The sequence below is a fragment of the Rubinisphaera margarita genome (assembly GCF_022267515.1).
Classification (GTDB): Bacteria; Planctomycetota; Planctomycetia; order Planctomycetales; family Planctomycetaceae; genus Rubinisphaera; species Rubinisphaera margarita.
The window spans coordinates 113416-137319 of the sequence record NZ_JAKFGB010000019.1 but is presented as its reverse complement, the minus strand read 5'-3'; the positions used below and the strand labels follow the sequence as shown (position 1 = coordinate 137319).

The following is a 23904-nucleotide window of genomic DNA, read 5'->3' as shown; positions in this document are numbered from 1 at the left end:
TACTTCCATCGCGAAGCAGAGCACTTCGGAAGCGGCGGTTAATTGCACGGACTTCGTCAACGACCAGCATGCCCACGCGAGCGTGGGCATGGCACCCGGCGCCCGGTGAATTGAGCGCTCCATGAAAAAAGCCCCGGGCGTTCTCGCGAAACGTCCGAGGCCATACTGAGCCATTGCACTCAGCTTCGTTTAGAACTCGCCGAGGACGTTGCCGTCATTTCGCTGGCCGAGGTCGCGCCAGGTCTGGAGATTGATGTTCTCGCTGACGAAGCGGACGCCGCCGTCGCCGAGGCAGACCTGCACGCCGCCATCGTGGTTACTGCGGGCGGCCATGTTGACGTAAACCGCGAAGCGGTCGCAGTCGACTTCTTTCACGTTCGGGGTCCGCGTCGTCGTGTAAGGCCACGTTCCCGTCGTGCCGAACATCCAGGAGAAGCCGCGATTTGCGTTGACCGTTCCCGGGTTCTGACAGTTGTTCGCATCGCCGCTGCTGAGCGCGTTGACATCGGACCCGACGATGCATTCGGAAATCGCCATCGTATTGGTCAGGCCGTCTCTCACATCGCGGAACCGGCAGTGGCTGTTGCTGGCGAACATGCCTTCTTCACGACCATTATTCAGCACGGCTCGCGCCCAGGTGCCGTTCCCCTGGATGTAAGCCCCGTGCTGCGAGCCAGCCGTCGAACCGCCGTCACCGTACAGGCGATACGAATCGCCGATGCAGGCGACATAGCTTGTCGCCGCGTATCCAGCCGTGGCGACCGTGACGGGATCGCTGGGGCAGCGGTAGGCGGTGATGATTTCCTTCTTCACGTTGTTCGGATCAAACGACGCCGAGGTGCTGTCCTTGTCGAAGTCCATGCGGTCGTACAGAGCGGTCTGTTCCATCTGGGGCAGAATCCGTGCCATCCATGTCGTGCGATTGGACGCCGAGGGACCGCCGGTTCCGCGATCCTTGAACAGACAGCCAATCGGGAAGCAGTTGTTGATGTCGTGGTAGTTGTGCAGCGCCAGGCCAATCTGCTTGAGATTGTTCTTGCAGGAAGAACGCCGGGCCGCTTCCCGGGCCTGTTGCACGGCGGGGAGCAACAAAGCCACCAGAATGGCAATGATCGCAATGACCACCAGAAGTTCAATGAGTGTAAACGCTTTACGAAACGCGTCGGGCAATCTGTTCATCTTGCCGGCCTCCAGAAAGAATCAGAGAAAAAGAACGTCGAGACTTCGACGAATACAGCAACGGGAGCATGCGGGGAATTCAGGGAGTCAGCTCAAAATCACGGGGATTCTCCCCCGGAGCGATCTCCATGGTCAGTTCCGAGTTCGTGTTGTACTTCTCAGGGATGTACCACTCGATCTCGTCTTCCGTTTCGCCCATCTCATTCTTGATCTGCTTGCCGGTCGAGCGGCTGGCGGTGATCTCGACGCGGTTTTCACCGACGGGAATCCCGCGCGAATCAACCGGATCGCTCGCGGAAGAATATGCGCCATTCTCAATCGTCAGCTTCACCGGAGCCCCTTCAACACCGGGGACCGGGACGAACTGAATGAAGCCGCGTTCGACCGGAGTGCCTTCGAAGGTGACCGTTCCGGAAACGTCGGCCCGCTGAATGCCATCGGTACTGCCACCACAGCCGGCAAGTAGAGACAACGTGAGCGCAACCATTGCAAAGGGGAAAGACTTCATCGGGGTGACCTGGCGAGGCGGGGGAACACGGGAGGGCATAAGTGGATGCTTGTATCAGTACACCTTAGCGTGACGGGTGTTGATCTTTCAACCTTGTTCCGTCTCGATCGCTCATTTCCCCGGCCGAACAAACTTGGCCATGACGCCTCCGGTTCGTCCGGCAGGGCACCCGCCAGAATTTTTTACACGATCAGTCCGGCCGACTTGTGGACCGTTTCGGCGAATTCGTTTTCCGGGATCGAATCGGCGACGATGCCGCCGCCGACGGGGACCTGGACGCGGCCGGCTTTCCAGGTGAGTGTGCGGATGAGAATGCTGGATTGCAGAGAGCCGTCGAGGCCGGCGATGAAAAGGGAGCCGCAGTAACAGCCTCGGGTGGATTGTTCGAGTTCGGAGATGATTTCCATCGCTCGAATCTTCGGGGCTCCGGTAATCGATCCGCCGGGGAATGTCGCGGCGAACAGGTCCCACAGATCGGCGTCCTCGCGGAGCGTGCCGGTGACTTCGGAGACAAGATGGTGCACTCGTGAAAACGTTTCGAGTTCACACCAGCGGGGGACTTTGACGGTGCCTCGCTGACAGACACGGGAGAGATCGTTGCGGAGCAGATCGACGATCATCGTGTTTTCCGCCCGGTCCTTCTCGGAAGTCTGCAGATCGAAGGCCTGCAGCAGATCGAGATCGCCGGCGGTCCAGCGCGGCCGTGTTCCCTTGATCGGACGGGTACTGACTTCGCGACCACGGACATGCAGAAACTGCTCGGGGGACGCACTGATCAGAGCCCACTCCGGTTGAGGCTGGAAGAAGGCGGCGAAAGGAGCCGGGTTGGTTGTGCGAATGCGGCTGTACAACTCCATTGGACTTCCGGAGAAATCGTATTCGATCTTCCGGGAGAGGTTTGCCTGATAGATGTCGCCGGCTTCGATGTATTCGGTCACGCGACGCACAGCCGTGAGGAAACGCTGCCGCTCCGCGTCGGGCGTTTTGACGATCTTTGACCGATTCGCGTTCTCAACGGCAGACTCGGGAGTGACGGCTTGTGTTTCTTCAATGCGTCCCAAAAGTCGCTTCCAGCGGGGATCGCCCTCGTGATGTTCCAGCGATCGGTCCCGCATCAGCCAGCAGCGATTGTCCTGATGGTCCCAGCATATTCCCCAGCTGTAGAGGCCGACCGCCAGAGCCGGGGTGGTGAACTCGTCTCGCGGAACGCGGGGCAGTTTCTCCCAGGCGTGACCGAGTTCGTAGCTCAGCAGTCCGATGAAGCCGGGCGTGTAGGGAACGTCGTTCGAAGAGGACGGACGTTGAAGTTCGCGAGCGAGTGGGCGAATCTCAGCGAACGGATCGTCGCCGTGCTGGACGTCATCAACGACCCACGTGCGGACGGGATCGGCAGAGAAGAACGAGTAGCGGCCGCGAAGCGGGTCAACCCGGGCGCTTTCGAGCAGCACCGGCCAGGGTTCGTCGGCGAAGGCGTTCAGCACCGTGCTCGGCTGAGGAGCGTTCGGAAGAGGTGTGATCTCAAGTCGTGTCATGATCGGTCAGGTACGTGCACGTTGAATTCTCTGTCGGCGGATCGTTTGAACGGGTAGTCTCGGTTGATTCAACCGGGGTGGCGAGGAACGCGGGATCTACTGGTAAGAGGATTTCAATGAACAACTCTTGTGGGGACATCGGTAACTAAGTTCCCTCGCCCCCTTGGGGGAGAGGGTTAGGGTGAGGGGGAAATGCGGGTGACAAGCACCACGGGCCGTTGATTCTCATGTGTATGGAACATCGCCGGTTACCGGACTTGAGCGAGATAAGGACCTCTCGCCGACGCATCTCTTAAAATCCTCAGGTTTCGTCGTTCTTCTTCCGGAAGGTCGGTTTGAGGCTCAGGTGCTGCTGTGTTCGGCTCCAGCGGCCCCAGTTGAGCGGTTCGTCCTGAGTATACTGTTTGCCCAGCAGTTTCGCTGTTTCCGCCTGAGCCAGCTCATAGCCGAGGTAGAACGCGTGCGATGGCGTGATGTCTCCGGACGCGGCGGCCTGCTGGAACAGTTCGAACGGGTCGGCTCCCTGCCAGTGGCCATCGCGATTCATCAGATGCAGGGCCTCCGGCGTCGAGAAGATCCGGTAGTTCGGGTCTTTGATCTGCTCGAACAGCGACTGCAGTTCCTCATCGGTCAGCGTGTTGACTCGCACGTCTCGCAACGCGACCAGTCCGGCCGCGATATGTTTGGGCAATTGTTTCTCATCGACGGCGTACTTCACCATCCGACGGGCGATATCGAACTCGGCCACCGACTGTCGCGCCCAGGGGATGACTTCGGTCGTGAGCACGCTCGCGATTCGCAGCTCCTGGCAGATCGCGGCGAGCAGAAAGTTGATGCCGGCCGAATCGACCTCGGCCAGTTCGGTAATATTGCCGATGCCCATCATCATCTTCGCATCGGGCCAGCGGCGACGGGTTTCATAGTAACGATGCAGCGACGCCGCGAAGCCGAAGCCGACCGGCTCGATAATTGGATCGAGTCGATACGGAACGCCAGCCGCTTCGATCCGCTCGATGGTCGGTTCCATCGTCGAGAGATCCTGAAAGTTGTCGGGGATGATCACGACTTCGGTCTTCAACGCGGGAATCCAGTCGATGTTCGTCGAATTGCAGCTGAGGATCAGTTCGGCTCCCGCCTGAACCGCCGCTTCGACTTCTGCTCGATCAAAACTGTCGATCGAGACTCGCAACCCGGCCTGCCGGAGTTCGCGGATGTGTTCGCCGACAGCCGGAGAGCTTCCACCGGGCAGGCAGCCGTAGTCGATGAGATCGGCTCCCCGAGCCTGAGCATCGAGAGCGATTTGCAGGATCTCCTCAGTCGATCGCAGGGGGGCTCCGTTGATCTCGGCCAGAATCTCGATGTCGTAGCGGCTGAGATCGACCGGTTCGCGGTCTTTCTTCTGAAACCAGTTCGGCAGATCGCGAACGTCCTTCGGGCCACGGACGCACGGAACGCCGATTTGGTCTGAAAGTTTGTCGAGATCGCCCTGACACCAGCCGGGGAGAATGACCTGTGTGACGCCCTCTGGCACCGTTAACCGGCGTGCGACCAGATCGGTGTGCATGAGAGCGGCGACCTGAATCCCGATGACGGCGACCTGGGCCTCGATCGGGTTCTCGGAACGGATCTGTTGCACGGCATCGTTCAGAGCCGCTTCGGCGAGCCGGCCGGTGACAAACAGAATCGTGCCAGTTTCGGCGGTCATGAGGCTTCGGAAACGTCTGAAAAGCAGGCGAAAAGCGGGTTGAGTGGACTCGTCTTGACCTGAAACCGGAAATTGCGCTAAAAACCCCGGCTTATCTGTACTTAAGGGAACGACACAGTTTAGCGTTCCGCCGGAAGTGCGGACACCATGAATGTTCTGGACGGGGAACTGATGTCAGTTGCCGCCGGGCCGTCGACAGGAGTTCGACGACCTGCTCCGTCAGCTTTCAAGATGAGGAATGCGAAGCAATGAATCTGGCAGGGAAGCCGCTTTCACGCGTGGAAACATGTCGCACAACGTTCGGGATGCCCGCATCTCGGGTCGTTCTGCTGGTTCTGCTCTCGTGTTCCGCTGGTTGCAATCGCTCCGAATCCGTTTCGGAACAGGACGCACCGCAGCAACCTGCTCCCGTTCCCAAAATTGTGCAGGCTGAACCGACCGATCGTCAGCTTGACGATTCCGGAGCCGCGATGCCGGTGCTCAAGATTCGGCCAGCGACGCAATCGGAATTGACGCCGGAAATTCAGACGGCTTCCCTTGAAGTCATTAAGAAACTTCCCCTGAAGGAGACTCCGGCTGCTTCGGGGACGCCAGAGTGGGATCTCGAACAGATCGCGGCTGTTCTCGGCGATTCCCAGAAACAGATCAGTGAAGACAGCAAGACGCCGGAAGACGTTCAGCTGCGGCGGATCCGTGACAACAATCAGCGAATCGTTTCGCTCGCCTCGCACGCGATTTCTCTCACACATCTTCGCCCTGAGAAGGAAGCGGTCTTCAACGCCGCAGTTTACGCCTTGATGGAAGCACGTTTTCAACTGGCGTTGCAGGGCGACGAAAAGGCTCTCCAGGAACTCTACGACGATTCGGCTCTGCTGGGGCGTCAGCGTCCGGAATCGATCGCGGCAGTCACGGCCGCCGGCACGATTGTCCGACTCGCGGAAACCCTGGCCCGTCGCACCGACAGCGACTCTCCGTGGTTGAGTGAATATGTCCGACAGGCCAAGCTGTTCGCGACCAACTTTCCGGCGGAAGAGCCTCGTGCGATTGTGCAACTGCTCGGAGCAGGCGAACTCTGCGAAGAACGCCAGTTGACCCTGCCGGCGATCGAATGTTACTCACTGGTTTCCCAGGCGTTTCCGCAGACTCCGTTCGGTCCCCGGATCGAAGCGGCTCTGCGAAGGATGGAACTGACGCATCGTCGCGTGGCGATCGAGGGACCGACTTACGATGGTCAGACAGTAAGTCTGAAAGAGTTCGAAGGGCAACAGGTGCTTGTCGTCTTCTGGTCGTCGCGCTCGCACGAGTTCGCCGAACAGATTCCCGCTCTGCAGGATCTGGTGGAGAACGAAGGTTTCGCTGTGCTCGGCATCTGTCTGGACAACGAAGAAGAGGCCGTCGGCAAGTACATTGCCGAGCACAAGCTGCCCGGGAAACATATCTTTTACCAGGAGCCGGAACTTCGCGGAGCCAGTCAGCCGCTGGCTCGCCAGTATGGGATCGACACGGTCCCGAGCTACTGGTTCATCGATTCCAAAGGTGTCGTTCAGGCGACTCAGGTCTCAGGAGACCAGTTGAAGAACTTGCCTCAGCGAAAAACGGTCGCCGAGAAGTAGGACCCGTCCGAGCCTCCCAAATCTACCCGGGTGGTCGAATCCACAGCGGTGGATCTGCCGGACACTCGTTGAAACTTGTGAGCTATCCTCTCTATGTGGTAGCTTGTATCGATGCTCACTCCGGTTCATCGGCAGAAATGGCCAGTCCAGCTGCTTCTTTGGAATGGCTGGCCACGCGGTCAGGACCGGTTGTCGAGACGCCAGTTTTGAATTTCTTACGAAAAAAATTCAGGACTCCGACCACGCTGCGGACGGAAAACTCCTGGAAAGACGTTCAAATCGGGCAGAGGAATACCTCGCGTCTGTCCAGTTTCACGGTTGTCCCGGTGTATAAACAGTGGTATATTGGTAAATATACTGGCTATTGCACGCTCGTGCAGACGATGAGCTGGAAAGACTCTCGACATCACGATAAAACGATCAAATCGATCTGAGGTGAGCACGCGTTACCAGTGGATTTTCAATCCGGGCCAGCTGTTTTTACGAAGGAACAAACCCATGACTGACAAGGTTCATCCGCCTCTCACAGACCGCCAGTCCGCCATCTATGACTTCCTGAAAGAGAAGATCATTAACCGCGGATATGGTCCGACCGTTCGTGAGATCGGCAATCACTTTGGAATCCGTTCTCCCAATGGCGTGATGTGTCACCTGAAAGCGCTGGAGCGCAAAGGTCTCATTACCCGCGAGTCCCATATGTCTCGCGCGATTCAGCTGACTGATCATGCTCAGCTGCGTCCGACGTCACTGCGTCTGGCAGGACAGATCGCCGCCGGCAGCCCGGTTCTGGCTGTCGAAGAAGAAGACCTGGTCGATTTTTCCGGCCTGTTTGATGATGAAAACCACTTCTGTCTCCGCGTCAAAGGCGAGTCGATGATCGAAGATCATATCGCTGAAGGAGATTACGTGGTTGTTGAGAGAACCAAGAACTGCAAAGACGGAGACATCGTTGTCGCTCTCGTCGATGGCAACGAAGCAACCCTGAAACGGTTCTTCCGCGAACCGAGCCGAATTCGTCTCGAACCGGCCAACTCTTCAATGTCTCCGATTTACTCGAACAACGTCGAAATTCTGGGCGTCGTGAACGGTGTGATTCGTCAGTATTAATTGACGCACGCGGCTCGGATGAGAATTTGATCGATAAGAGGCTTCGTCCGAAGCCTCTTTTTTTACGCGCTGTCATACTGAAAACGTTTTGATCTGTCAGAATTTTGGCGTCTTTGGTGCATTTCCTCTGATTTCTCTGGTCGCATACACTGCCGGCATCCATCCCTGACCGTTTTCCAGACCGCGCGCTCATGTCGGCCGAGACTCAGCATCGCTATCAACCGGGATCAGCTCATGAACTGCTGATGGTCGCGCTGCCGCTGATGGTCAGCTTCGGGTCCCAGTCACTGATCAGCTTTGTCGACCGAATGCTGCTCACCTGGCACTCCAACAGTGCCCTGGCCGCGACGATGCCTGCCGGCATGCTGAACTGGACCATCATCAGCTTCGCACTCGGCGTGGCGAATTACACCGGGACGTTCGTCGCCCAATACGAAGGGGCAGGGCGAAAAGATCGTGTCGCCGGCGTGATCTGGCAGTCGATCTGGATCTGTCTCGTGTTCGGAAGCGCGCTGGCGACCTGTTCTCTGGCGGCTCCCTGGATCTTTGCCCTGGCGGACCATCCCCCCGATGTCCAGCGGAACGAGATCATCTACTTCTCGACGCTCTGCCTCGGGACCCCGGCTGTCCTGCTCGTGAACGCTCTCTCCGGATTCTTCGCCGGTCGCAGTCGCACCGCAATCGTAATGTGGGTCAATCTGTTCGCGGTGCTGATCAATCTCGCGCTCGACGCGATTCTGATCTTCGGAGCTGGACCGATCCCCGCACAGGGGATCTTTGGGGCCGCAATCGCCACGGTGTGCGCCAACGTGATGGCGACGCTCCTGTTCATGGGAATTCTGGTCTATCACTGCCACCGGGACGGCTATCCGCTGTGGTCGAAACTGGGGCTCGATCTCGAACTTTGTGGGCGAATGATCTGGTATGGCGTTCCCGTGGGACTGCAGATTTTTGTCGATCTGTTCGGATATACGACGTTTCTGTTCTTCGTGGGAAAGCTGGGCACAGCTGAGCTGGCGGCAACGAATCTGGCATTCAACCTGAACTCACTGGCGTTCATTCCGATGCTAGGCCTGGGTACCGGCGTGATGACGCTGGTGGGCCGCCGGGTGGGAGAAGGTCAGCCGCTGCTGGCGGAATCGACCGTGCGGCACGCGGTGGTTCTGGGAATGACGTACATGGGGGTCTGGTGTCTGGCCTATCTGTTTCTGCCGCGATTGCTCATCAGCCCATTCAGTGCGTACGCGGCGGGAGCCGATTTCCATCAGATCGAGGCGACCGCGATCGTTCTGCTCAGGTTTATCGCCGTGTACGGAATGTTCGATGTATTCGGGATCGTCTACGCATACGCCATCCGGGGGGCGGGAGACTCGCTGTTTCCGTTTGTGTTCTTCCTGCTGGCCAGCATTTTCGTTCTCGTGATTCCGTCCGCTCTCGTCTGGATCTACTGGGGAGGAAATTTGTACGCCAGCTGGGTGATTGTCACGAGCTACATCGTGCTGGTCGGCGTGGTGATGTATGCCCGGTATCGCCAGGGGAAATGGAAACAGATGAGCGTGATCGAAACCCCCTCGGACCGGAGCTGAGTGGGCTTTCGGAGTTAAGTCCAACTCGCTCTAGGAAAGCCGGTCGACTTGCCTTTATGATGCGGAAAGAGGATTCGGAGAAAATCGAGTTTTCCGGAATTTTTCATGTCCCTTCCCCGCGTCGATTTCCGCTTGGATCGTCGCGAGACTATGTCCTGACCGGACGCCTCCCCACTGCGGACAGCTCGCTCGAATTGTGCCGCCAGTCTCTTGTGATCTCATGACGAATCAACCTCCAATTCCAAAACGCCTGGAACAGATGCTGCAGCGATACCTGCTGCCAGGGATCGCGTTGGTGTACGGATTGGCGGCGATCTTCCCGGCTCCCGGCGTCTGGTTACGCACCTTCGAGGTTCCCGGCAGCGAGTCGCTGGGTTTGGGGCCGGTGACCGCAGTCAACCTGCTGCTGGCGGGACTGTTGTTCAACACCGGCCTGGCGGTGCCAGCCCGGGAACTGCTCTGCCTGACGCGGCACCCGAAGTTGATCGTGCTCGGTCTCTCGATTCGCGTCGTGTCCTGCTGTCTGATCATTGCCCTGGCGATCGCCGGCGGTGTGCTTTTTGCCGGAAATACCTGGGATCTGATTCTCCTCGGCGTGATTCTGGTCGCCGTGATGCCGGTGGCGAATTCGTCGGCGGCCTGGACCCATCACTCCGAAGCGAATGTCGGGCTCAGCATGTGGCTGATCGTCATTAGCGTGCTGCTGAGTCCTATTCTCGTCCCCGGACTCGTTGGATTCGCCAGCCGGTTTGTGAACCCGGAATTCATCAGTGAGTACGCAGAGATCGGTCGTGGCTACGCCGGGTCATTCGTCATGACCTGGGTGATTATTCCAGCCGCGCTCGGCGTTTTGGTTCGGAGCGTGTTTATTCGCGATGCGTTTCCGCGAATGAAGCTGACGATCAAAATCATGACAAGCCTGTTCCTGCTTGTCCTGAACTATGCCAATGGAGCGGTTTCGCTGCCGGAAATCCTGGCCGGCGGAAATACCTTGCTCATCCTGCTGGTCGCGGTCTCGGCCAGTATTCTCTGCGGACTGCTGTTCGTAGCCGCCTGGCTTGTTTCGCGACTCTGCCGGCTCCCGCGTCGCGATCGCCTGGCAGTGATGTATTCCACAGCGATGAGCAATACCGGTGTGGCCCTGGTGCTCGTGACCGCAGTGTTGCCAGCCGCCGCCACGCTGCATCTGGTCATCATCTTCTACACGCTCGTGCAGCACATCGTCGCCGGGCTGGTCGATGAAGTCGCGCTGATGATGGATCGCCGGCGTCAGTCGCCTGTCGATTCCTGCACGATGACCAGCCAGCCCGTATTGAACGATCCCGACGGACGTCCGACCACACAGACTGGCTCGCACGCCGCGATGTACGACGACGAACCTGTTTCGTCGAAGGGATCGGTATAGTTCTGGACGAGCAGCACGTCGGAGGTGGAGGCGGCAAAGCCGGCTTCGTGGATTTGGTTAATTCGCTCCGTCCGATGTTGCTCAATCGTTTCCAGCTCTTCGCCGTTGAGTCGTGGAATCGCTGAAAGTGACGGATTCTTCTTCTGCAGCAAGGTGCTGAGTTCCGGATGCTGAAGGATCATGCCGTAATGACTGGCGGCTGATCCCTGGGGATTTCGCAAATCAACGAGCACGGAACTCTCCCGCAGGCGTCGACTCTCGGCTTCGTCGCGCAGGACCGCAAACCGGCCGAGTTCCACGGAATAGCCGAGCACGCCAAGGAATTCGCGATCTCCATCTCCATTGGATTTGGACCAGACCGGAATGGAAAAGGCGACCTTGAGATCGGCGGTGTTGCTGCTCTGATAGACAGCCGAGAGATGGATATCGCTGATGTGCGGGGGCGTCCCGGTTTCACCGGCTGCGAGATCATTTCCATTGCCGTGGAAGTAGTCCCGGTAGGAAAGGTTGCGACCAATACTATCGTACGGATTCCCCTCCTCATCGAGTAAAGGATACCGGGCGACCTGCACGCCGTCTTTATTGCAGAGGAACCAGCTTGAGGCCTGAGTGGCCTGAGCGTGCGTGGCTGCAATGTGATTGAGGACGGATTGGACTTCGCTCCACTGCTGTGGATCCGGTGCGTTTCCTGGTCCCGCCATGCCATCCTGCAGACGCCGGGAGTTCGATTCGATCTCCAGAATCCGCCAGGCATCGTTAATTTTCAACGCCATCGAAGTGGCTGCGGAACGGGCGGCGAGCTGCAGGGAACGATTCCGCATCATCATGGCCTGTTCGCGGGCGGCGGCTTCCCGGGTCGCCGAGCGTCCCATCACCACCGCAAAGACCGACGAGAACAGTATCAACGTGAGTGCACTGAGCAGAATCACTTGGGAAATCCCGCGATGTCGTCGCATCAGTCGAGCCACGCGCCGATTGATCGGTTCAACATAGGCATCGACTTCTTCATCACCCAAATACCGTTCCAGGTCCTGGGCCAGGGCAGCCGCCGACTGATACCGGTCTTCCGGATCCAGAGCCATCGCTTTGAGACAAATCGCTTCGAGCGCCTTGGAGAGCCAGGGGCAAATGTCCTTCGGCTTACGGAACTTGCCACGAAGGACGGACTCACGGATCTGCGGAAGCGAGTTATCGGGAGAGAATGCCGCCTGTCCGGTGATGAGCCGATACAGCGTCACGCCCAGCCCGTAAATGTCGGAGGGAGGACCAATGTCTTCAGCCTGAGCGTGTTGCTCGGGACTCATGTAAATCGGCGTGCCGCCGGTCGAACCGGAGATCGTGCTTCCGCCAGTATCTGACAACGGCTTGAGCGATTCTTCCCCGACCGACTTCGCTCGTCCGGCACTGCCGACGTACTTGGCGCATCCCCAGTCGAGAACGACCGTTTCACCGTACTTGCCCAGCATGACATTGCCCGGCTTGATGTCGCAGTTGATGACTCCGCGTGTGTGGGCGTACTCGATTGTATTACAGACACTGATGAACGATGACAGCAGCTTCCGGAATTCCAGGCTGCGTTCACCCGGATGCTCTTCGCGACGCATCCGATTGTGAAAGCCATCGATTCGCTGTTGCAGCGTCTGCCCTTCGACCATGCGCATGGTGTAGAACGGCACGCCGGCATCGGTCATGCCGTAGCCGTGAACGGGAGCAACGCCGGGGTGATCGAGGCGGCTGGTGATCTCGGCTTCGACTCGGAACCGCTGCAGGTCGAGCGGATTGCGGCGACGACGTTCGCGAATGAACTTCACGGCGACATCGCGATGCAACTGCTGGTCGAATCCCCGGAAGACGATGCCGAGTCCGCCGTGAGCGTGATAGTCGAGTCCGCTGACGTCGGTGCTCCAGTGGATCAGAGAACTCGGGACAGGTTCCGGCTGGCCGGGAGCCAGATGTCCGGGAGCCGCGTTTTGAGGTTTGGGATCAAGTTTCCCGTGCACGCGCGCGAGCATCTCCGTTTTATTGACGAACTCCTCGAGCAGATGCGGATGATCTTTGCAGATAATTTCAGGCGCAGTCACATCGCCCCGCTCCATGGCTTCTTCCCACGCATCGAGCAGAAAATCCATTGTCTGGGCGTCGGAGTCCGGGACTCGAAATTCTTCCGTGGTCATGTTTGTCGCCTGAAACTCAGTTTGCAGCCGGAGAATCCGATCTGGCTGCAGTCGGAATTGCGTCGATCAGTGCTCGGTTCCCTGCCATTCTCGCTACTGTTTCCCATCGATGACCTGACGGGCCTCCGTGAGAAGAACGCATCAGCATGTCGACTCTTCCCCGAAATCTGCGGAAATTTCCGCAGATGAAATCAGAATGTGGAACCGATGCAGCATCTGGAAATACGGCAGGAGGCAGGGAGGGCCCGAGTTACGGACGATACGACGGCATCGTGTCCGGATGTCAGGATACGGAATGAGCGATTGTTTGTCCAAGAATGATACGCAGCAGCAGCCGGAGTGACGAGTCCTGCCAGGGAATCCCCAGAGAAAGCGGACGGCACCGCCCCCGGGGAACGAGCTATTTCCGACCCGTCACAATGTCCATCAGAGAGACAACGGTATTGGACTCGCGCGTGAATTGGGATTCCAGTGCGGTTCGACCACCATCGCAGACGCTTTCGCTCATGCTCTGCGAACTCAGGCCAGAGACAACAAAGCTTGCAAATAGGTCGGAAATAGACCCTGCAAATGACAGGGACGACCGACGGAGCTTTTTCGGCCAGCGGACCAGACAGGACCCAAACGGGCGCGGCGGACCCGAGGTAGAAAATTCCTGCCAGCAATAGCGTCGTCAGGATCAGCGCCACGTTTCGCGCACGTCCCTGATTCTTCGTCCATGTGACTCAGCCCACGCTGGGAGCTTCGCCGTTCATGCGTTCGGCCAGCAACAGTTTGGCGTCCCGCCAGCGGCGTTTCACCTGGCGGACACTGATGCCGATAATGCTCGCGGCTTCTTCCTGCGACATCTCGTGGTACCACAGCAGGTCGAACATCTCTTTGGATTCGTCCGGGAGCGATTCGATCACCTTATGCATTTCGGTCCACTCAGCCACGCGGCGAGGATCGCAGGTCAGTTCGCCCGCTTCGAGCAGCGAAGGTCCCTGGCTCTGATCGGCCGGCGTCGGCGGCATCGTCGCGTGATTGGCTCCCACGCCCATCGGACCCTGATAATGTCGGGCCAGATCGAGCAGGGTCTCACGGATTTTCTTGGCCGCCAGACGGAAGAAGTGTCGGGCGTCGTTGAGTTCGACATTGTGCAGCGCTTCATAGAGCTTCATCGAAGCGGTCTGCAGGATATCGTCGGTCTGTTCCCAACGAGCGACGCTCGGATATGACTGCTTAATATGGTGTGTGAGCCGCAGCAGTCGCTCGCAAGTCAGATTGAGCAACTCCCCGCGTGCCAGCGAATCGCCGGCATTCAGACGTGCAATGCAGTCTTCAAGCTGTGCCGTGCCGGTAGTCTGTTCCGCCATACTTCACCCTCGACCAATCAGTACTCCCCGAACCGCCGGGGCCTTCAGCAGTACTCAGAACGAACGCGAGCGCCGTCAGGATCATTTTGTCTCGACATCCAGCCGAATTCCTCTTCGAGCGGGCTCGCCTCTCAAGGCCGCGCACTACAGGACATTATCGACGACAGCTGAGCAAACGATCCAGTTCGGTGCGTTCCGAAAGCAACATGCCGACAGACGCAGGCGTAAAATCTGCAGGATCGGGAAACTCAGGGCTCTGCAATCAGTATTCGCAGTCCCTGTGCCGATTTCCAGCCTGTTTCCCGCTTTCTGGCCGGCTGCCCCGATTTTCTGATGATCAGGCGATTTGCGGGGACTCTGCCGAAGGCGGACTCGGCGAGACGCCTACTGCAATTTGGCAGTGCGATTGCTCTCAGCCCATTGGGACCATGCCGAGATTTTCTCATCGTAGGTCGCGGTGGAACTGATTTCCGGCCCCCGCGACGAATCGACCATTCGTTCGAGTGCTTCGAGCAGAACGCGACGAACCTGGGGATCCTGTTCGGTCCATCCCATATTCAGCAGCGGTTCCTGAAAGAACGGATCTTCAAGCTCAGCAATCGCTTCGAGGACCAGTCGCCGTTGCTCCGGAGTGGGGGAATAGGTCAGCTTGATCAGTTCCGAACGTCCCTGGTCGTTCTGCAATCGGGCCAGCGCGGTCAGCACGCGAAGTTCCATACTCGTGTTGACTGTTCCGAGCAGCGAACGCAGTCCGTTCCGGCCGGCTGCATTCGCTTGAGAGATGCCATCGATGACCAGCGGATTTCGACAAAGCCCGGCTGCATCAATCGCGGCCTGCTGAACGGTGGCATTCCGTTCCTGAAGCAGGGGGAGAAGCAGGGGAGCCAGTTGCGGCAGTCGATGCTGAGCCGCGTACTGACATCCAAGGACTCGGACATCCGACCAGGGATGTCGCAATGCCACTTCCGCAACCGCCCGCGCGGAGGGCGTGGTGTCGCTGGCAATCGCCGCCATGATTGAGCGGCAAATCTGGGGATCCTGTTCCTGATTCAGGTCGTCCGCCAGGATCGTGAGGACCCACTCGGGCAGCGTCTCAGTCGTCGCCCATGCGGCAATGTCGCGAGCCGCCTTCCGCCGCTGATGAAGTTCCGAATGACTCAGTTCCTGCACGACGCGGCATCGTTCGATCGGAATCTCCGCGAGTCGCCCGAGAGTCTTTCGCAGCGAAGCAACCGGCTGTGTTCGCAACGCTTCATCCAGCATTCGGGGATGAGCATCGACGAGAGTCTTGATTTCTTTCTGAGTCCTCTGACGCCGTTCGATCGACACGTCATCGGACATCAGCTCCTGCAGGGAGGCGGCCAGCTGGCTGCGACTTTCGTCGCTGGCGACCGCGGGCTTACTCGTGCCGCTCGGTTCGACGGACGACGTTCTCGAAGCCAGCGTGAGGGCATTGTCCTGCCGGATCTGGTCGAGAATCGTTTTTCGTTGTTCGTCGGTGTCTTCAAAGGCGGCGATGACCAGATTGAAGTGCTGTTCTAGGAGTCGGCGAGCTTCCCGGCGGGTTTTCAGGACGCCCTCTTCGAACGCGATCGAGAGAATGGGGAACGCTTCGGAAGCCGACCAGCTCTCGACCGAATGCACCGCAGCCAGCTGAATCGCCGGATCCCTGTCGACTACCAGCGACTGCAGGGTGACTGTCGCCGCATGGGAGGGATGCCTCCCGGCGAACTCAGCGACGTACCGCCGGACACTCGGATCGGCATCGTGAGCATGACGATACACGACGTCGGGATCACGGTACCCGAGCGCCAGCATGGCGACCGCTTTCTGTCGTCCCTGATCCCGCTCCACCCGCTGTCGCAGAAGAGCTTCGCTTGAGTCGGTGCAGAGCAGTCCCAGGCTGCAGACCGCCGTCTGCTTCACATCCGGATTGAGATGGTTCAGTTTCTCACTCAGGTAAGACTCGGCCAGTGGATTGCCAGTCAGCGCAAGCCAATGTCCAAAACGAGTGACGATCGCCGGCGAATCGTCCCAGCGCAACTTCCACAATGTGGGCGGCCAGATGCCGTCGGGATCAAGTTCCGTAAGGTCGACCGTGACCAGGGATTGATTCGGAGCGGACGTCGTCGAGGTCGTCTGGGGATGATGCAGCGCGTGGATCAGACACGCATCGAGTGCGGCGAGTCGCAGTTCAGGCTGCAGCGTCGGAACACCCTCCAGAGCGTCGTTCAGGCCGGGGATGCGACGGGGAGCGACACCCCGGGCGACTCCGCGAAACAGCTCGCAGCGGACAGCATTCGGCAGGTCCTCCTGCATCAACAATAACCCGGCCTGGCGGTAACTTCCTTCTTCGACGAAAGGCTGTCGCGAGAGTGCAAAGCACCACGCTTCGGCGGCGGCCGCTCGCAGATCCGGTTCGGGAACCACCTCAGCCGTTTCGTCGATCATCGTCTCGGCAACAGTCGCTACGTCTTCGCTGAGATCGGGCTGTTCTGTGGGAGTCTTGAACCGATCGAGGAAACGCTTCAATCCGGTCGATTCCTCGCCCGGTAAGAGGATGACTTCCTGCTCGGCGGCGTCGACGCGTGCTGTTCCGGCCGCGATCGCTTCCAGGCGATCCAGGCGAGTCTGGTCGAGCTTCTCCGGAGCCGTCTGAGCGAGAAGGACACAGGCCTTCCAACCGCCCGGGGTGTTCTGTTCTGACAGCACCCACCAGGCACTCAAGGTCGAACGTGATTGTATCTCGGGTCCGGTGACGTCCGCGCCCTCAGGCCGGAACGCATTCGTTGCGGTCTCTTCGGGGACCAGATCCTCGTCGGAAGAACGATCCTCTTTCGCGGAATCAGGAAGCGCTTCCGGAACCGAAACTGTCCAGCGGAATCGCGGTGTGGACGCCAGATCAACCACAGCATCGGGACCGGCAAATGGACTTGGCCAGAGCTCACGGCTTCGCCAGGGTTGAGCCTGGAGATGATTGCGGTGGTGAAGTACTTCGGGCGGGAGTTCAGTGGAATGTCTCGCCGAAGTCGCCGTCATTATGGGACCCGAGGTCGAAGAGAAATCTCGTAGACCTTCGAGGCTGTGACAGCCCGTCGCGGGCAGAATGCAGAACAACGAAAAGACAATCCCCGGCAGACGACAGACATACCGCGATCGGGCAACGTTCTCTGGCGTTGTCTGAGCATGAACGACCGAGTCTGGCGGGTGCGATTGCACGGCGAAAAACCAGCGAAGAGAAAGTGGCAGGAAGGGAACGGAAACGTAGTGTTTTTCAGCGATTTCGGGAAGTGCAAGGCGACAGCTGCACCGTTCGGCACCGGTTTGTGAGGCTGCGTCGTCTTCAGCTCCTCGAAAGGGGGACATCTCTGTAAAAGTTGCAATGATCGGCCTGGTTGCCGGCGCTGTCAGAACCCGAGTTGACGCCAGCGCGATGACGTGGTTCTCGCCCTCCGCGTGACGTCATCAACCGGCGACAACGTGGTCGTAGTGTGATCTTGAAACGGAACGAAGAGTCGAACATCCGATCGCCTTCCTGACCAAAGTCAGGTGTGTTCGACGCGCCTGATGAGACACGCTTATCTGGTTCACGAAAGTGACTGACAACCGCTCGTAATCCACGTTTGGTGATGAGTTGCTTCAAAAAAGCGAAAAAATCTTTGAACGATTTTCGACCAGTCCATGAAGCTACCCTGGGACTCCCGCGTCACGCCAGGGTACTCCACGGGAGTTGATGGTTGCAGTTCGGAGAACAGGAAACGCCACAGCGGATTGATTCCACTGCAGTGGACTTTTGGCAGCAATCAGAAGAGCCACGGGACAGGAGTCTCTTTCATTGGTGTCGAACTGTTCTGCGCAAACATCAGGAAAACATGGGCTTTTCGGAAGAAGCTGGCTCGGGATGTACTTCCAGTGCCCTCTCCGGTTCGCAAAATCGTCACCTCCGATAACGAGTCCACTCCAGCGCCCCGACGGGGCCCGCGTTCCGCCTGGCGGCTTTGAAGGTCGTCAGCCGATCCTTCGGAATGGGGGCGGTGACGGAGGGACTTTTCGAATGGAAACCGAGACTTTGCGAGGTTATTTTCAAATGAAAAATCTCTTGCGTTATTCAAGGAAAACCTTACATTTAGGCGAATTCGTGTAAGTCCTTAGATGGCAAGGGGTGACGGTCAAATCGATTCGACATAAGTTCCTTTCGAGCTGACCACCACACCGGAATATCAGGGACACCGGATCATTCAAAGGAGGATGATCTGGTAAAGGACTCATCACCGTGGAAGCGGTTTGCCGAATATTCATCGCCCGGTAAGCAGCGGTAAACCCTCCACACTCGAACTCTGAGGAGGAGTGAACGTGGCCAAGAAGAAGGCAGCCAAGAAGACCGCGACGAAAGCCGTCAAGAAGACAGCCAAGAAAGCGGCAAAGAAAACTGCAGCCCCTAAAGCTGCAAAGAAAACCGCAGCGAAGAAGACTGCAGCCAAGAAAACTGCAAAGAAGTCCGCAGCCAAAAAGACTGCAGCGAAGAAAACAGCAACCAAGAAGACCGCAGCTAAAAAGACTGCCAAGAAGGCCGTCAAGAAGACTGCGAAAAAGGCTGTGAAGAAAACCGCCAAAAAGGCGACTAAAAAGACCGCCAAGAAATCCACCAAGAAGAAGTCTTAAGTGACCTGCTTTCTACGGTGACTCAATGAAGCGATCAGTCCTGCTGGTCGCTTTTTTCATGCGCGGATCGAACAGCTCGGTTGAGTTTCCGCCCGGACCCGTGAGAATAGCCGTAGACCTCATCGAACGAGGGATGCGATAGCGGGCGAACATTCTGGCAGGGATCACTGTCGGAAACTTGTGGACAATTTGACCGTAACGGACGAGTGGTGAATCGGAATGGCTGAACGCGTTGTTCTGGCGATGAGTGGAGGAGTGGACAGCTCGGCGGCTGCGTACCTGTTGCAGGAGCAGGGGTACGAAGTCATCGGTTTGTTCATGCGCTCCGGAGCCACCGATGACGCCTGCTCTCTGGACGATCCCCGCGCTCTGCCGGTCGTCAATGTGAAGTCGCACAAGCAGGGCTGCTGCAGCGCCTCCGATGCAGCCGATGCCCGTCGCGTCGCCGATGAACTCGACATCCCCTTTCATGCGTTGAACTTCCAGGATGCCTTCAGTCGCATCAAGGATTACTTCGCCGAAGAGTACCTTGCCGGTCGTACGCCCAACCCCTGCGTGCAGTGCAACAACTGGCTCAAGTTCGGCCGGTTGTGGGAGTTCGCCAAACAAGTCGGAGCCACGAAGATTGCTTCCGGACACTACGCTCAAATTCTGCCCGGTCCGTCCGGCGAACCGGAACTGCGTCGCGGCGTCGATCGGTCCAAAGATCAGTCTTATGTCCTGTTCGGGCTCTCACGCGACCTGCTGCCGAACATCCTCTTTCCGGTTGGCTCCTACGAGAAGCCGAAGATCCGGGAACTGGCCGGAGCGGCTCGGCTCGATACCGCCAACAAGAAGGACAGCCAGGAAATCTGCTTCATCCCCGACAACGATTACGGTCGCTTCGTCGAGCAGTATCGCGGCAAGCAGGAAACCGCCGGCCACTTCGTTTCAACAAGCGGAGAGATCCTTGGCGAACACCCCGGTTATCAGCACTTCACGATTGGCCAGCGGCGCGGTCTCGGGATCGCGTTTGGCACGCCGAAGTTCGTCACCGAGATCCGTCCGGACACTCGGGAAGTCGTTCTCGGTGATTACGAAGAACTCGGTCGCCCGGGACTCGTCGCCGATCGGGTGAACTGGCTGGTCGATGTCCCGAACCGATTCCGCTGTCAGGCACAGATTCGCTATCAGCACAAGCCAGCCGATTGCGAGATCGAAGTCCACGACGATGGCACGCTGACCGCTCACTTCGACGAGCCGCAGTTCGGCGTCGCTCCCGGCCAGGCGTTTGTCTGCTACGATGATGACCGTGTCCTCGGCGGAGGCTGGATTCAAAAGAGCCTGCAGAAAGACGATGCTCGGTCAACGACGCAGTCGGAATCGATTTAGAGCATTGTCATGCTTCTTCTACAGTCGCATGGTTGCCAATACCCTGTGCCGATCGCGGCTCGTCACTCGGGTTGACACTTTGCACAGTAGAACGTCGAACTCTGGGCCTGGACACGGGTGGCCCTGATAGCTGTGCTATCAGGGCGGCGAAGCCGTCGGAGGATGCAACAGCCGCATGCCTCAACTTGCTCCGTTCCGCCTGTTTTTCTGGTGACCACACCGTCTTTTAATTAGCCGTCCAATAGCACTTCGCCCACGGCTGCGCCGCCTCGAAAGAATCTTTCGGGGCGACCCCTATCGGTGACACCGGGGCAGTCTGACAAAGTAGGCAACGCCCGCTCCCTGTCTCTGGACGAAAATCATGACTGCGGAGTCGAGTCGCAAAAAGTCGCGAGTCACTCGGGTTGACACTTCGCACAGAAGAACGTCGAGCGCTGGGCCTGGACGATCCGTTCGATCGTCCCCTTGCGGCACGTGGGGCACTTCTGGTCGTGCTTCATGTAAACGCGATGCTGATTCTGGTACGAACCGTCTTTATTGAGGGCATTGCGGTACGTGCCGTCGCCGAGTGTCGAACCCTCGTAGCGAATCGCCAGTTCGAGGACCTTCAGCGTCGCTTTGTTCAACCGGTTCCATTCGGCTCGCTCAAGGGAATTGGCGGGACGATGCGGGGAAAGCTTAGCCAGATGCAGGATTTCGCTGGCGTACAGATTGCCGATGCCGGCGACCAGCTTCTGATCGAGCAACGCCACCTTGAGCGGTCGAGCCGTTCTGCTTAACTGCGTGGCCCACAACTTCGGCGTCATCTCAAGAGCATCGGGACCGAGCTTCGGAGGACCGAGTTCCTGCTCGTACTCTTCGGCGGAGAAGAGACGCACGGTGCCGAGTCCCCGACGATCCCAGAAACGAAGGATGGAACGTCGTCGTTTGAGCAACAGATGCCATTCGAAGCGAAAGTGAGTTTCATCGGGTGCGTCTTCGAGCAGAACGAGTCCCGTCATGCGGGGTTCGACGACGAACCGATCGTCGTTATCGAGCCGTAACACGACCCGTTTGGCGCGTCGCGTCGCTTCAACGATTTTCCGCCCGGCGACACGTTCCTGCAGGAGAGGGAAGTCGGGTTTGATTGAGATCGGGCGACAGGCGCACACCGGCAGCTCCACTCGAGTGAGGGTGGCTCCCTCCACTGCATCGCGGATGCCGCGGACCATGGTTTCGACTTCGGGGAGTTCAGGCATGATGGACGTCGGGGAATTCGGCTGTCAGATCAGTCGCGACCCGGAGAATCGCTACAGCCGGGCCGATCGGAGGAATGAGTGCGAACGGAATGTTCGGGGGCAATTCGGACGCCTCATTCTAGCGGCTGTTCGCATTCTTTCGAGCACAGCCGGACGCGATCGGCGAAACGCTCTGATTTTCGGGAAAGTGCTTGACGTTGCTTCAGGCGTGGACGATCCTAAGAAGCATGCCATTATTCTATTCTGCTGGAGCGCGCCCCGAGTTGCGCCGATGAGCAGTGCTGCTGATACTACCAGGATAGGTTGCCACAACGCTCCTCGAAGAGGTCTCGCATCATGAGCCATGTTGATCCATCCCGTTCTTCTGCCCGCGGGCTGCTAAATTTCGCAGCTTCCGTCTGTTTGACTGGCGTCTTGACCACGGCGGCTCAGGCAGCGACGCCAGCCGATCAGGTTTCGGCCCATCTGGCTGCCGGCGAGTTTGTCGCTGCGATGGAGTTGGCCCGATCGGTCGACGACCAGGCGACCCGCGAATCGCTGCTGACACAGATCGCAGCCGAACAGGCCGAGAACGGGGAACTGGCAGCCGCACGGGCGACCGCCCGGCAGATGCCGCTGAACGCCTCCCGAGCCACCGCAACCGCTGCTCAGGCTCGTCAGCAGACCCTGCAAGGGGGAGGAGCCGACTTCGAATCGTTGATCGAACTGATCGAAACCGTCGTCGCTCCGGAAACGTGGGAAGCTCTGGGCGGTCTCGGAACGATCACCGACTTCGATTCCGGCGGGGGGATTCATGTCGACGCCAATGGCGTTGTCGCTCGCCTCACGACCACCGAACAGAACAACCGCCTGAAAGAGCTTGCTCTCGAAGCTCGTCAGGCCGATCTGAACACTGATATGTCGCAGGCCGCTCCGCTGCGGATGGTTTCTCTGAACCGTCTCGAAGCCGCCATCAACGATCGCCTGGCTCAAGGCCTGCCGGTTGTCGAATCGATGGCCAATCTGGCTGGTCTGTATACTGTGACGAACGTCTTCGTTTATCCGGAAACCGGCGAGATCGTGATCGCTGGACCGGCTGCTGGCTGGAACTACACCGCGACCGGCCTGCCCGTCAGTGCTGAATCGGGCGTGCCGACGCTGCAGCTCGATGACCTCGTCACCGTTCTGCGAACCTTCGGACCGGGCGGCGAAGGCATCTTCGGCTGCTCGATCGATCCCCGTCAGGAAGGTCTGCGGGAACTGAAGGACTATGTCACCGAATCGCAGGCTTCTGGCCCGCTGTCGTCTCGTGCTGTCCGTTCCTGGACCAACCAGCTGCAGCGGAAGCTCGGCGAGCAGGACGTCACCATTTACGGCATCCCGGCCGACAGCCGCGTTGCTCGCGTGATCGTCGAAGCCGATTACCGGATGAAGCTGATCGGCATCGGCAAGCTCGAAGCCGGGGCTCACATTCCCGACTACTTCGACCTGATGACTCCGTCGCAGGCCGCCGATATGTCGACCATCGATGCTCTCCGCTGGTGGCTCTCGTTGAAGTGCGATGCCATTCTCAAGAGTGGCGACGGCGATGCTTACGAACTGCAGGGCTCTTCGGTTCTCTGCCAGTCGGAAAACCAGTTCATCAATCAGGCTGGCGAGCGGGTTGAAACCGGCACTGCCGAAGCCAACAACCAGCAGTTCGCCTCGAACTTCACGCAGCACTACGAAGATCTGTCTCGCGATGACCTGATCTTCGCCGATCTGCAGAACATCTTCGATCTGGCTCTGGTCGCTGCACTGATTCAGCGGGAAAACCTGACCGCACAGACTGGTTGGGATCTGGGAGACTTCGCAGCCAACGGCAGCTATCAGCCGGCCCGCTACGATGCTCCGCGAGTTGTCGACTCGGTCGTCAACCACAAGGTCTACAACGGCCGTAACATCGTAGTTCAGGTCGCTGGCGGCGTGCAGGTGAATGTCTCTGCTCCGCTGTCGAACGTGACCGCTTCGCCGCGACTCGAAGACGCCGCCGAACAGGCCGAAGCCGGTGAACTGGCTCCGGGCCGCTGGTGGTGGGACGTCCAGGCGTCCAAGTAAGCTGCGATCCAATCGCTGAGTAAACACAAAGCCATGCCTGCTTTCAGGCATGGCTTTTTTCGTTGGAACGGCGACCGCCGATCACGCCGGAGCCATTCCTTCCTGTCCAATGGAACGCAGTGGAATCATCATTCAGCTTTCAATCGCGAACAGAACGCGCACAGGAACGAAACAGCAGGCCCGCCAGCGGAGACTCGTCGAACTCCGCAAGCCGCGTTTGTTACCCGGAAAGAGCCGATGATGTCAACGGGAGCCGGTGCGTTGTAAGAATGACAATCGTTTAACTAGATGGTATAGCGTCGGTGCTATTTCGTGTGCAATTCTTTGGTCGGTTCAATGGGCGGGAATCGTGTTCCTGCTTTTGAGTTCAAGTATTCTATCCCATTGTTGTTC

14 protein-coding genes and 1 pseudogene are annotated in these 23904 nt (G+C 58.5%); 7 read left to right on the top strand and 8 right to left on the bottom strand.

The window, feature by feature from the left end:
- Positions 1 to 189: 189 nt before the first annotated feature.
- From L1A08_RS18290 to L1A08_RS18275, 4 genes are all read right to left on the bottom strand, one after another.
- Positions 190 to 1179: a DUF1559 domain-containing protein gene (locus L1A08_RS18290; protein WP_238757968.1), complete on the bottom strand. Its 990-nt coding sequence runs from the start codon at positions 1177 to 1179 to the stop codon at positions 190 to 192.
- Between the two features lie 79 nt (positions 1180 to 1258).
- Positions 1259 to 1687, bottom strand: coding sequence for a hypothetical protein (locus L1A08_RS18285; RefSeq protein ID WP_238757967.1), 429 nt, complete (start codon positions 1685 to 1687; stop codon positions 1259 to 1261).
- A gap of 182 nt (positions 1688 to 1869) precedes the next feature.
- Entirely contained in the window at positions 1870 to 3219 is a 1350-nt protein-coding gene (gene pabB, locus L1A08_RS18280) for an aminodeoxychorismate synthase component I (RefSeq protein WP_238757966.1), read from the bottom strand.
- Between the two features lie 301 nt (positions 3220 to 3520).
- Entirely contained in the window at positions 3521 to 4924 is a 1404-nt protein-coding gene (locus L1A08_RS18275) for a DUF6513 domain-containing protein (protein ID WP_238757965.1), read from the bottom strand.
- A gap of 305 nt (positions 4925 to 5229) precedes the next feature.
- Here L1A08_RS18275 and L1A08_RS18270 point away from each other — a divergent pair, with 305 nt between their 5' ends.
- From L1A08_RS18270 to L1A08_RS18255, 4 genes and pseudogenes are all read left to right on the top strand, one after another.
- The gene (locus L1A08_RS18270; RefSeq protein WP_238757964.1) at positions 5230 to 6537 is read left to right on the top strand and encodes a TlpA family protein disulfide reductase; all 1308 of its coding nucleotides are present in this window, start codon (positions 5230 to 5232) and stop codon (positions 6535 to 6537) included.
- Between the two features lie 498 nt (positions 6538 to 7035).
- Positions 7036 to 7644, top strand: coding sequence for a transcriptional repressor LexA (gene lexA / locus L1A08_RS18265; protein ID WP_238757963.1), 609 nt, complete (start codon positions 7036 to 7038; stop codon positions 7642 to 7644).
- 191 nt (positions 7645 to 7835) lie between these two features.
- On the top strand, positions 7836 to 9230 hold the full coding sequence (locus L1A08_RS18260) for an MATE family efflux transporter (RefSeq protein WP_238757962.1): 1395 nt from the start codon (positions 7836 to 7838) through the stop codon (positions 9228 to 9230).
- A 220-nt stretch (positions 9231 to 9450) separates the two neighbouring features.
- Positions 9451 to 10452 (top strand): annotated as a pseudogene (locus tag L1A08_RS18255) (bile acid:sodium symporter family protein); the annotation flags it as partial.
- Positions 10453 to 10499: 47 nt separating this feature from the next.
- On the opposite strand, the gene L1A08_RS22870 reads toward L1A08_RS18255, so the two are convergent.
- The 3 genes from L1A08_RS22870 to L1A08_RS18240 all read right to left on the bottom strand — a co-directional run bounded on the left by L1A08_RS22870 (position 10500) and on the right by L1A08_RS18240 (position 17203).
- Positions 10500 to 12809: a protein kinase domain-containing protein gene (locus L1A08_RS22870; RefSeq protein WP_315860604.1), complete on the bottom strand. Its 2310-nt coding sequence runs from the start codon at positions 12807 to 12809 to the stop codon at positions 10500 to 10502.
- A 725-nt stretch (positions 12810 to 13534) separates the two neighbouring features.
- Positions 13535 to 14164 (bottom strand): RNA polymerase sigma factor, encoded by a 630-nt coding sequence (locus L1A08_RS18245; protein WP_238757960.1) that lies wholly within the window; start codon positions 14162 to 14164, stop codon positions 13535 to 13537.
- A gap of 384 nt (positions 14165 to 14548) precedes the next feature.
- Positions 14549 to 17203 carry a HEAT repeat domain-containing protein gene (locus L1A08_RS18240; protein ID WP_238757959.1) on the bottom strand — a complete coding sequence of 885 codons (2655 nt, stop codon included), beginning with the start codon at positions 17201 to 17203 and terminating at the stop codon, positions 14549 to 14551.
- Positions 17204 to 18517: 1314 nt separating this feature from the next.
- Here L1A08_RS18240 and L1A08_RS18235 point away from each other — a divergent pair.
- Positions 18518 to 18826, top strand: coding sequence for a hypothetical protein (locus L1A08_RS18235; protein ID WP_238757958.1), 309 nt, complete (start codon positions 18518 to 18520; stop codon positions 18824 to 18826).
- Between the two features lie 219 nt (positions 18827 to 19045).
- Positions 19046 to 20197, top strand: a complete 1152-nt coding sequence (mnmA, locus tag L1A08_RS18230) for a tRNA 2-thiouridine(34) synthase MnmA (RefSeq protein ID WP_238757957.1) — start codon at positions 19046 to 19048, stop codon at positions 20195 to 20197.
- Positions 20198 to 20592: 395 nt separating this feature from the next.
- Here mnmA and mutM read toward each other — a convergent pair whose 3' ends face one another.
- The gene (gene mutM / locus L1A08_RS18225) at positions 20593 to 21435 is read right to left on the bottom strand and encodes a DNA-formamidopyrimidine glycosylase (protein WP_238757956.1); all 843 of its coding nucleotides are present in this window, start codon (positions 21433 to 21435) and stop codon (positions 20593 to 20595) included.
- A gap of 402 nt (positions 21436 to 21837) precedes the next feature.
- On the opposite strand from mutM, the gene L1A08_RS18220 reads away from it, so the two are divergent.
- Entirely contained in the window at positions 21838 to 23511 is a 1674-nt protein-coding gene (locus L1A08_RS18220) for a DUF1598 domain-containing protein (protein ID WP_238757955.1), read from the top strand.
- Positions 23512 to 23904 lie beyond the last annotated feature (393 nt).

What these genes read in the sequence shown, in the direction of transcription:
- L1A08_RS18290 (WP_238757968.1), bottom strand. Translation starts at nt 1,179, where the DNA reads ATGAACAGATTGCCCGACGCGTTTCGTAAAGCGTTTACACTCATTGAA.
- L1A08_RS18285 (WP_238757967.1), bottom strand. Translation starts at nt 1,687, where the DNA reads ATGAAGTCTTTCCCCTTTGCAATGGTTGCGCTCACGTTGTCTCTACTT.
- pabB (WP_238757966.1), bottom strand. Translation starts at nt 3,219, where the DNA reads ATGACACGACTTGAGATCACACCTCTTCCGAACGCTCCTCAGCCGAGC.
- L1A08_RS18275 (WP_238757965.1), bottom strand. Translation starts at nt 4,924, where the DNA reads ATGACCGCCGAAACTGGCACGATTCTGTTTGTCACCGGCCGGCTCGCC.
- L1A08_RS18270 (WP_238757964.1), top strand. Translation starts at nt 5,230, where the DNA reads ATGCCCGCATCTCGGGTCGTTCTGCTGGTTCTGCTCTCGTGTTCCGCT.
- lexA (WP_238757963.1), top strand. Translation starts at nt 7,036, where the DNA reads ATGACTGACAAGGTTCATCCGCCTCTCACAGACCGCCAGTCCGCCATC.
- L1A08_RS18260 (WP_238757962.1), top strand. Translation starts at nt 7,836, where the DNA reads ATGTCGGCCGAGACTCAGCATCGCTATCAACCGGGATCAGCTCATGAA.
- L1A08_RS22870 (WP_315860604.1), bottom strand. Translation starts at nt 12,809, where the DNA reads ATGACCACGGAAGAATTTCGAGTCCCGGACTCCGACGCCCAGACAATG.
- L1A08_RS18245 (WP_238757960.1), bottom strand. Translation starts at nt 14,164, where the DNA reads ATGGCGGAACAGACTACCGGCACGGCACAGCTTGAAGACTGCATTGCA.
- L1A08_RS18240 (WP_238757959.1), bottom strand. Translation starts at nt 17,203, where the DNA reads ATGACGGCGACTTCGGCGAGACATTCCACTGAACTCCCGCCCGAAGTA.
- mnmA (WP_238757957.1), top strand. Translation starts at nt 19,046, where the DNA reads ATGGCTGAACGCGTTGTTCTGGCGATGAGTGGAGGAGTGGACAGCTCG.
- mutM (WP_238757956.1), bottom strand. Translation starts at nt 21,435, where the DNA reads ATGCCTGAACTCCCCGAAGTCGAAACCATGGTCCGCGGCATCCGCGAT.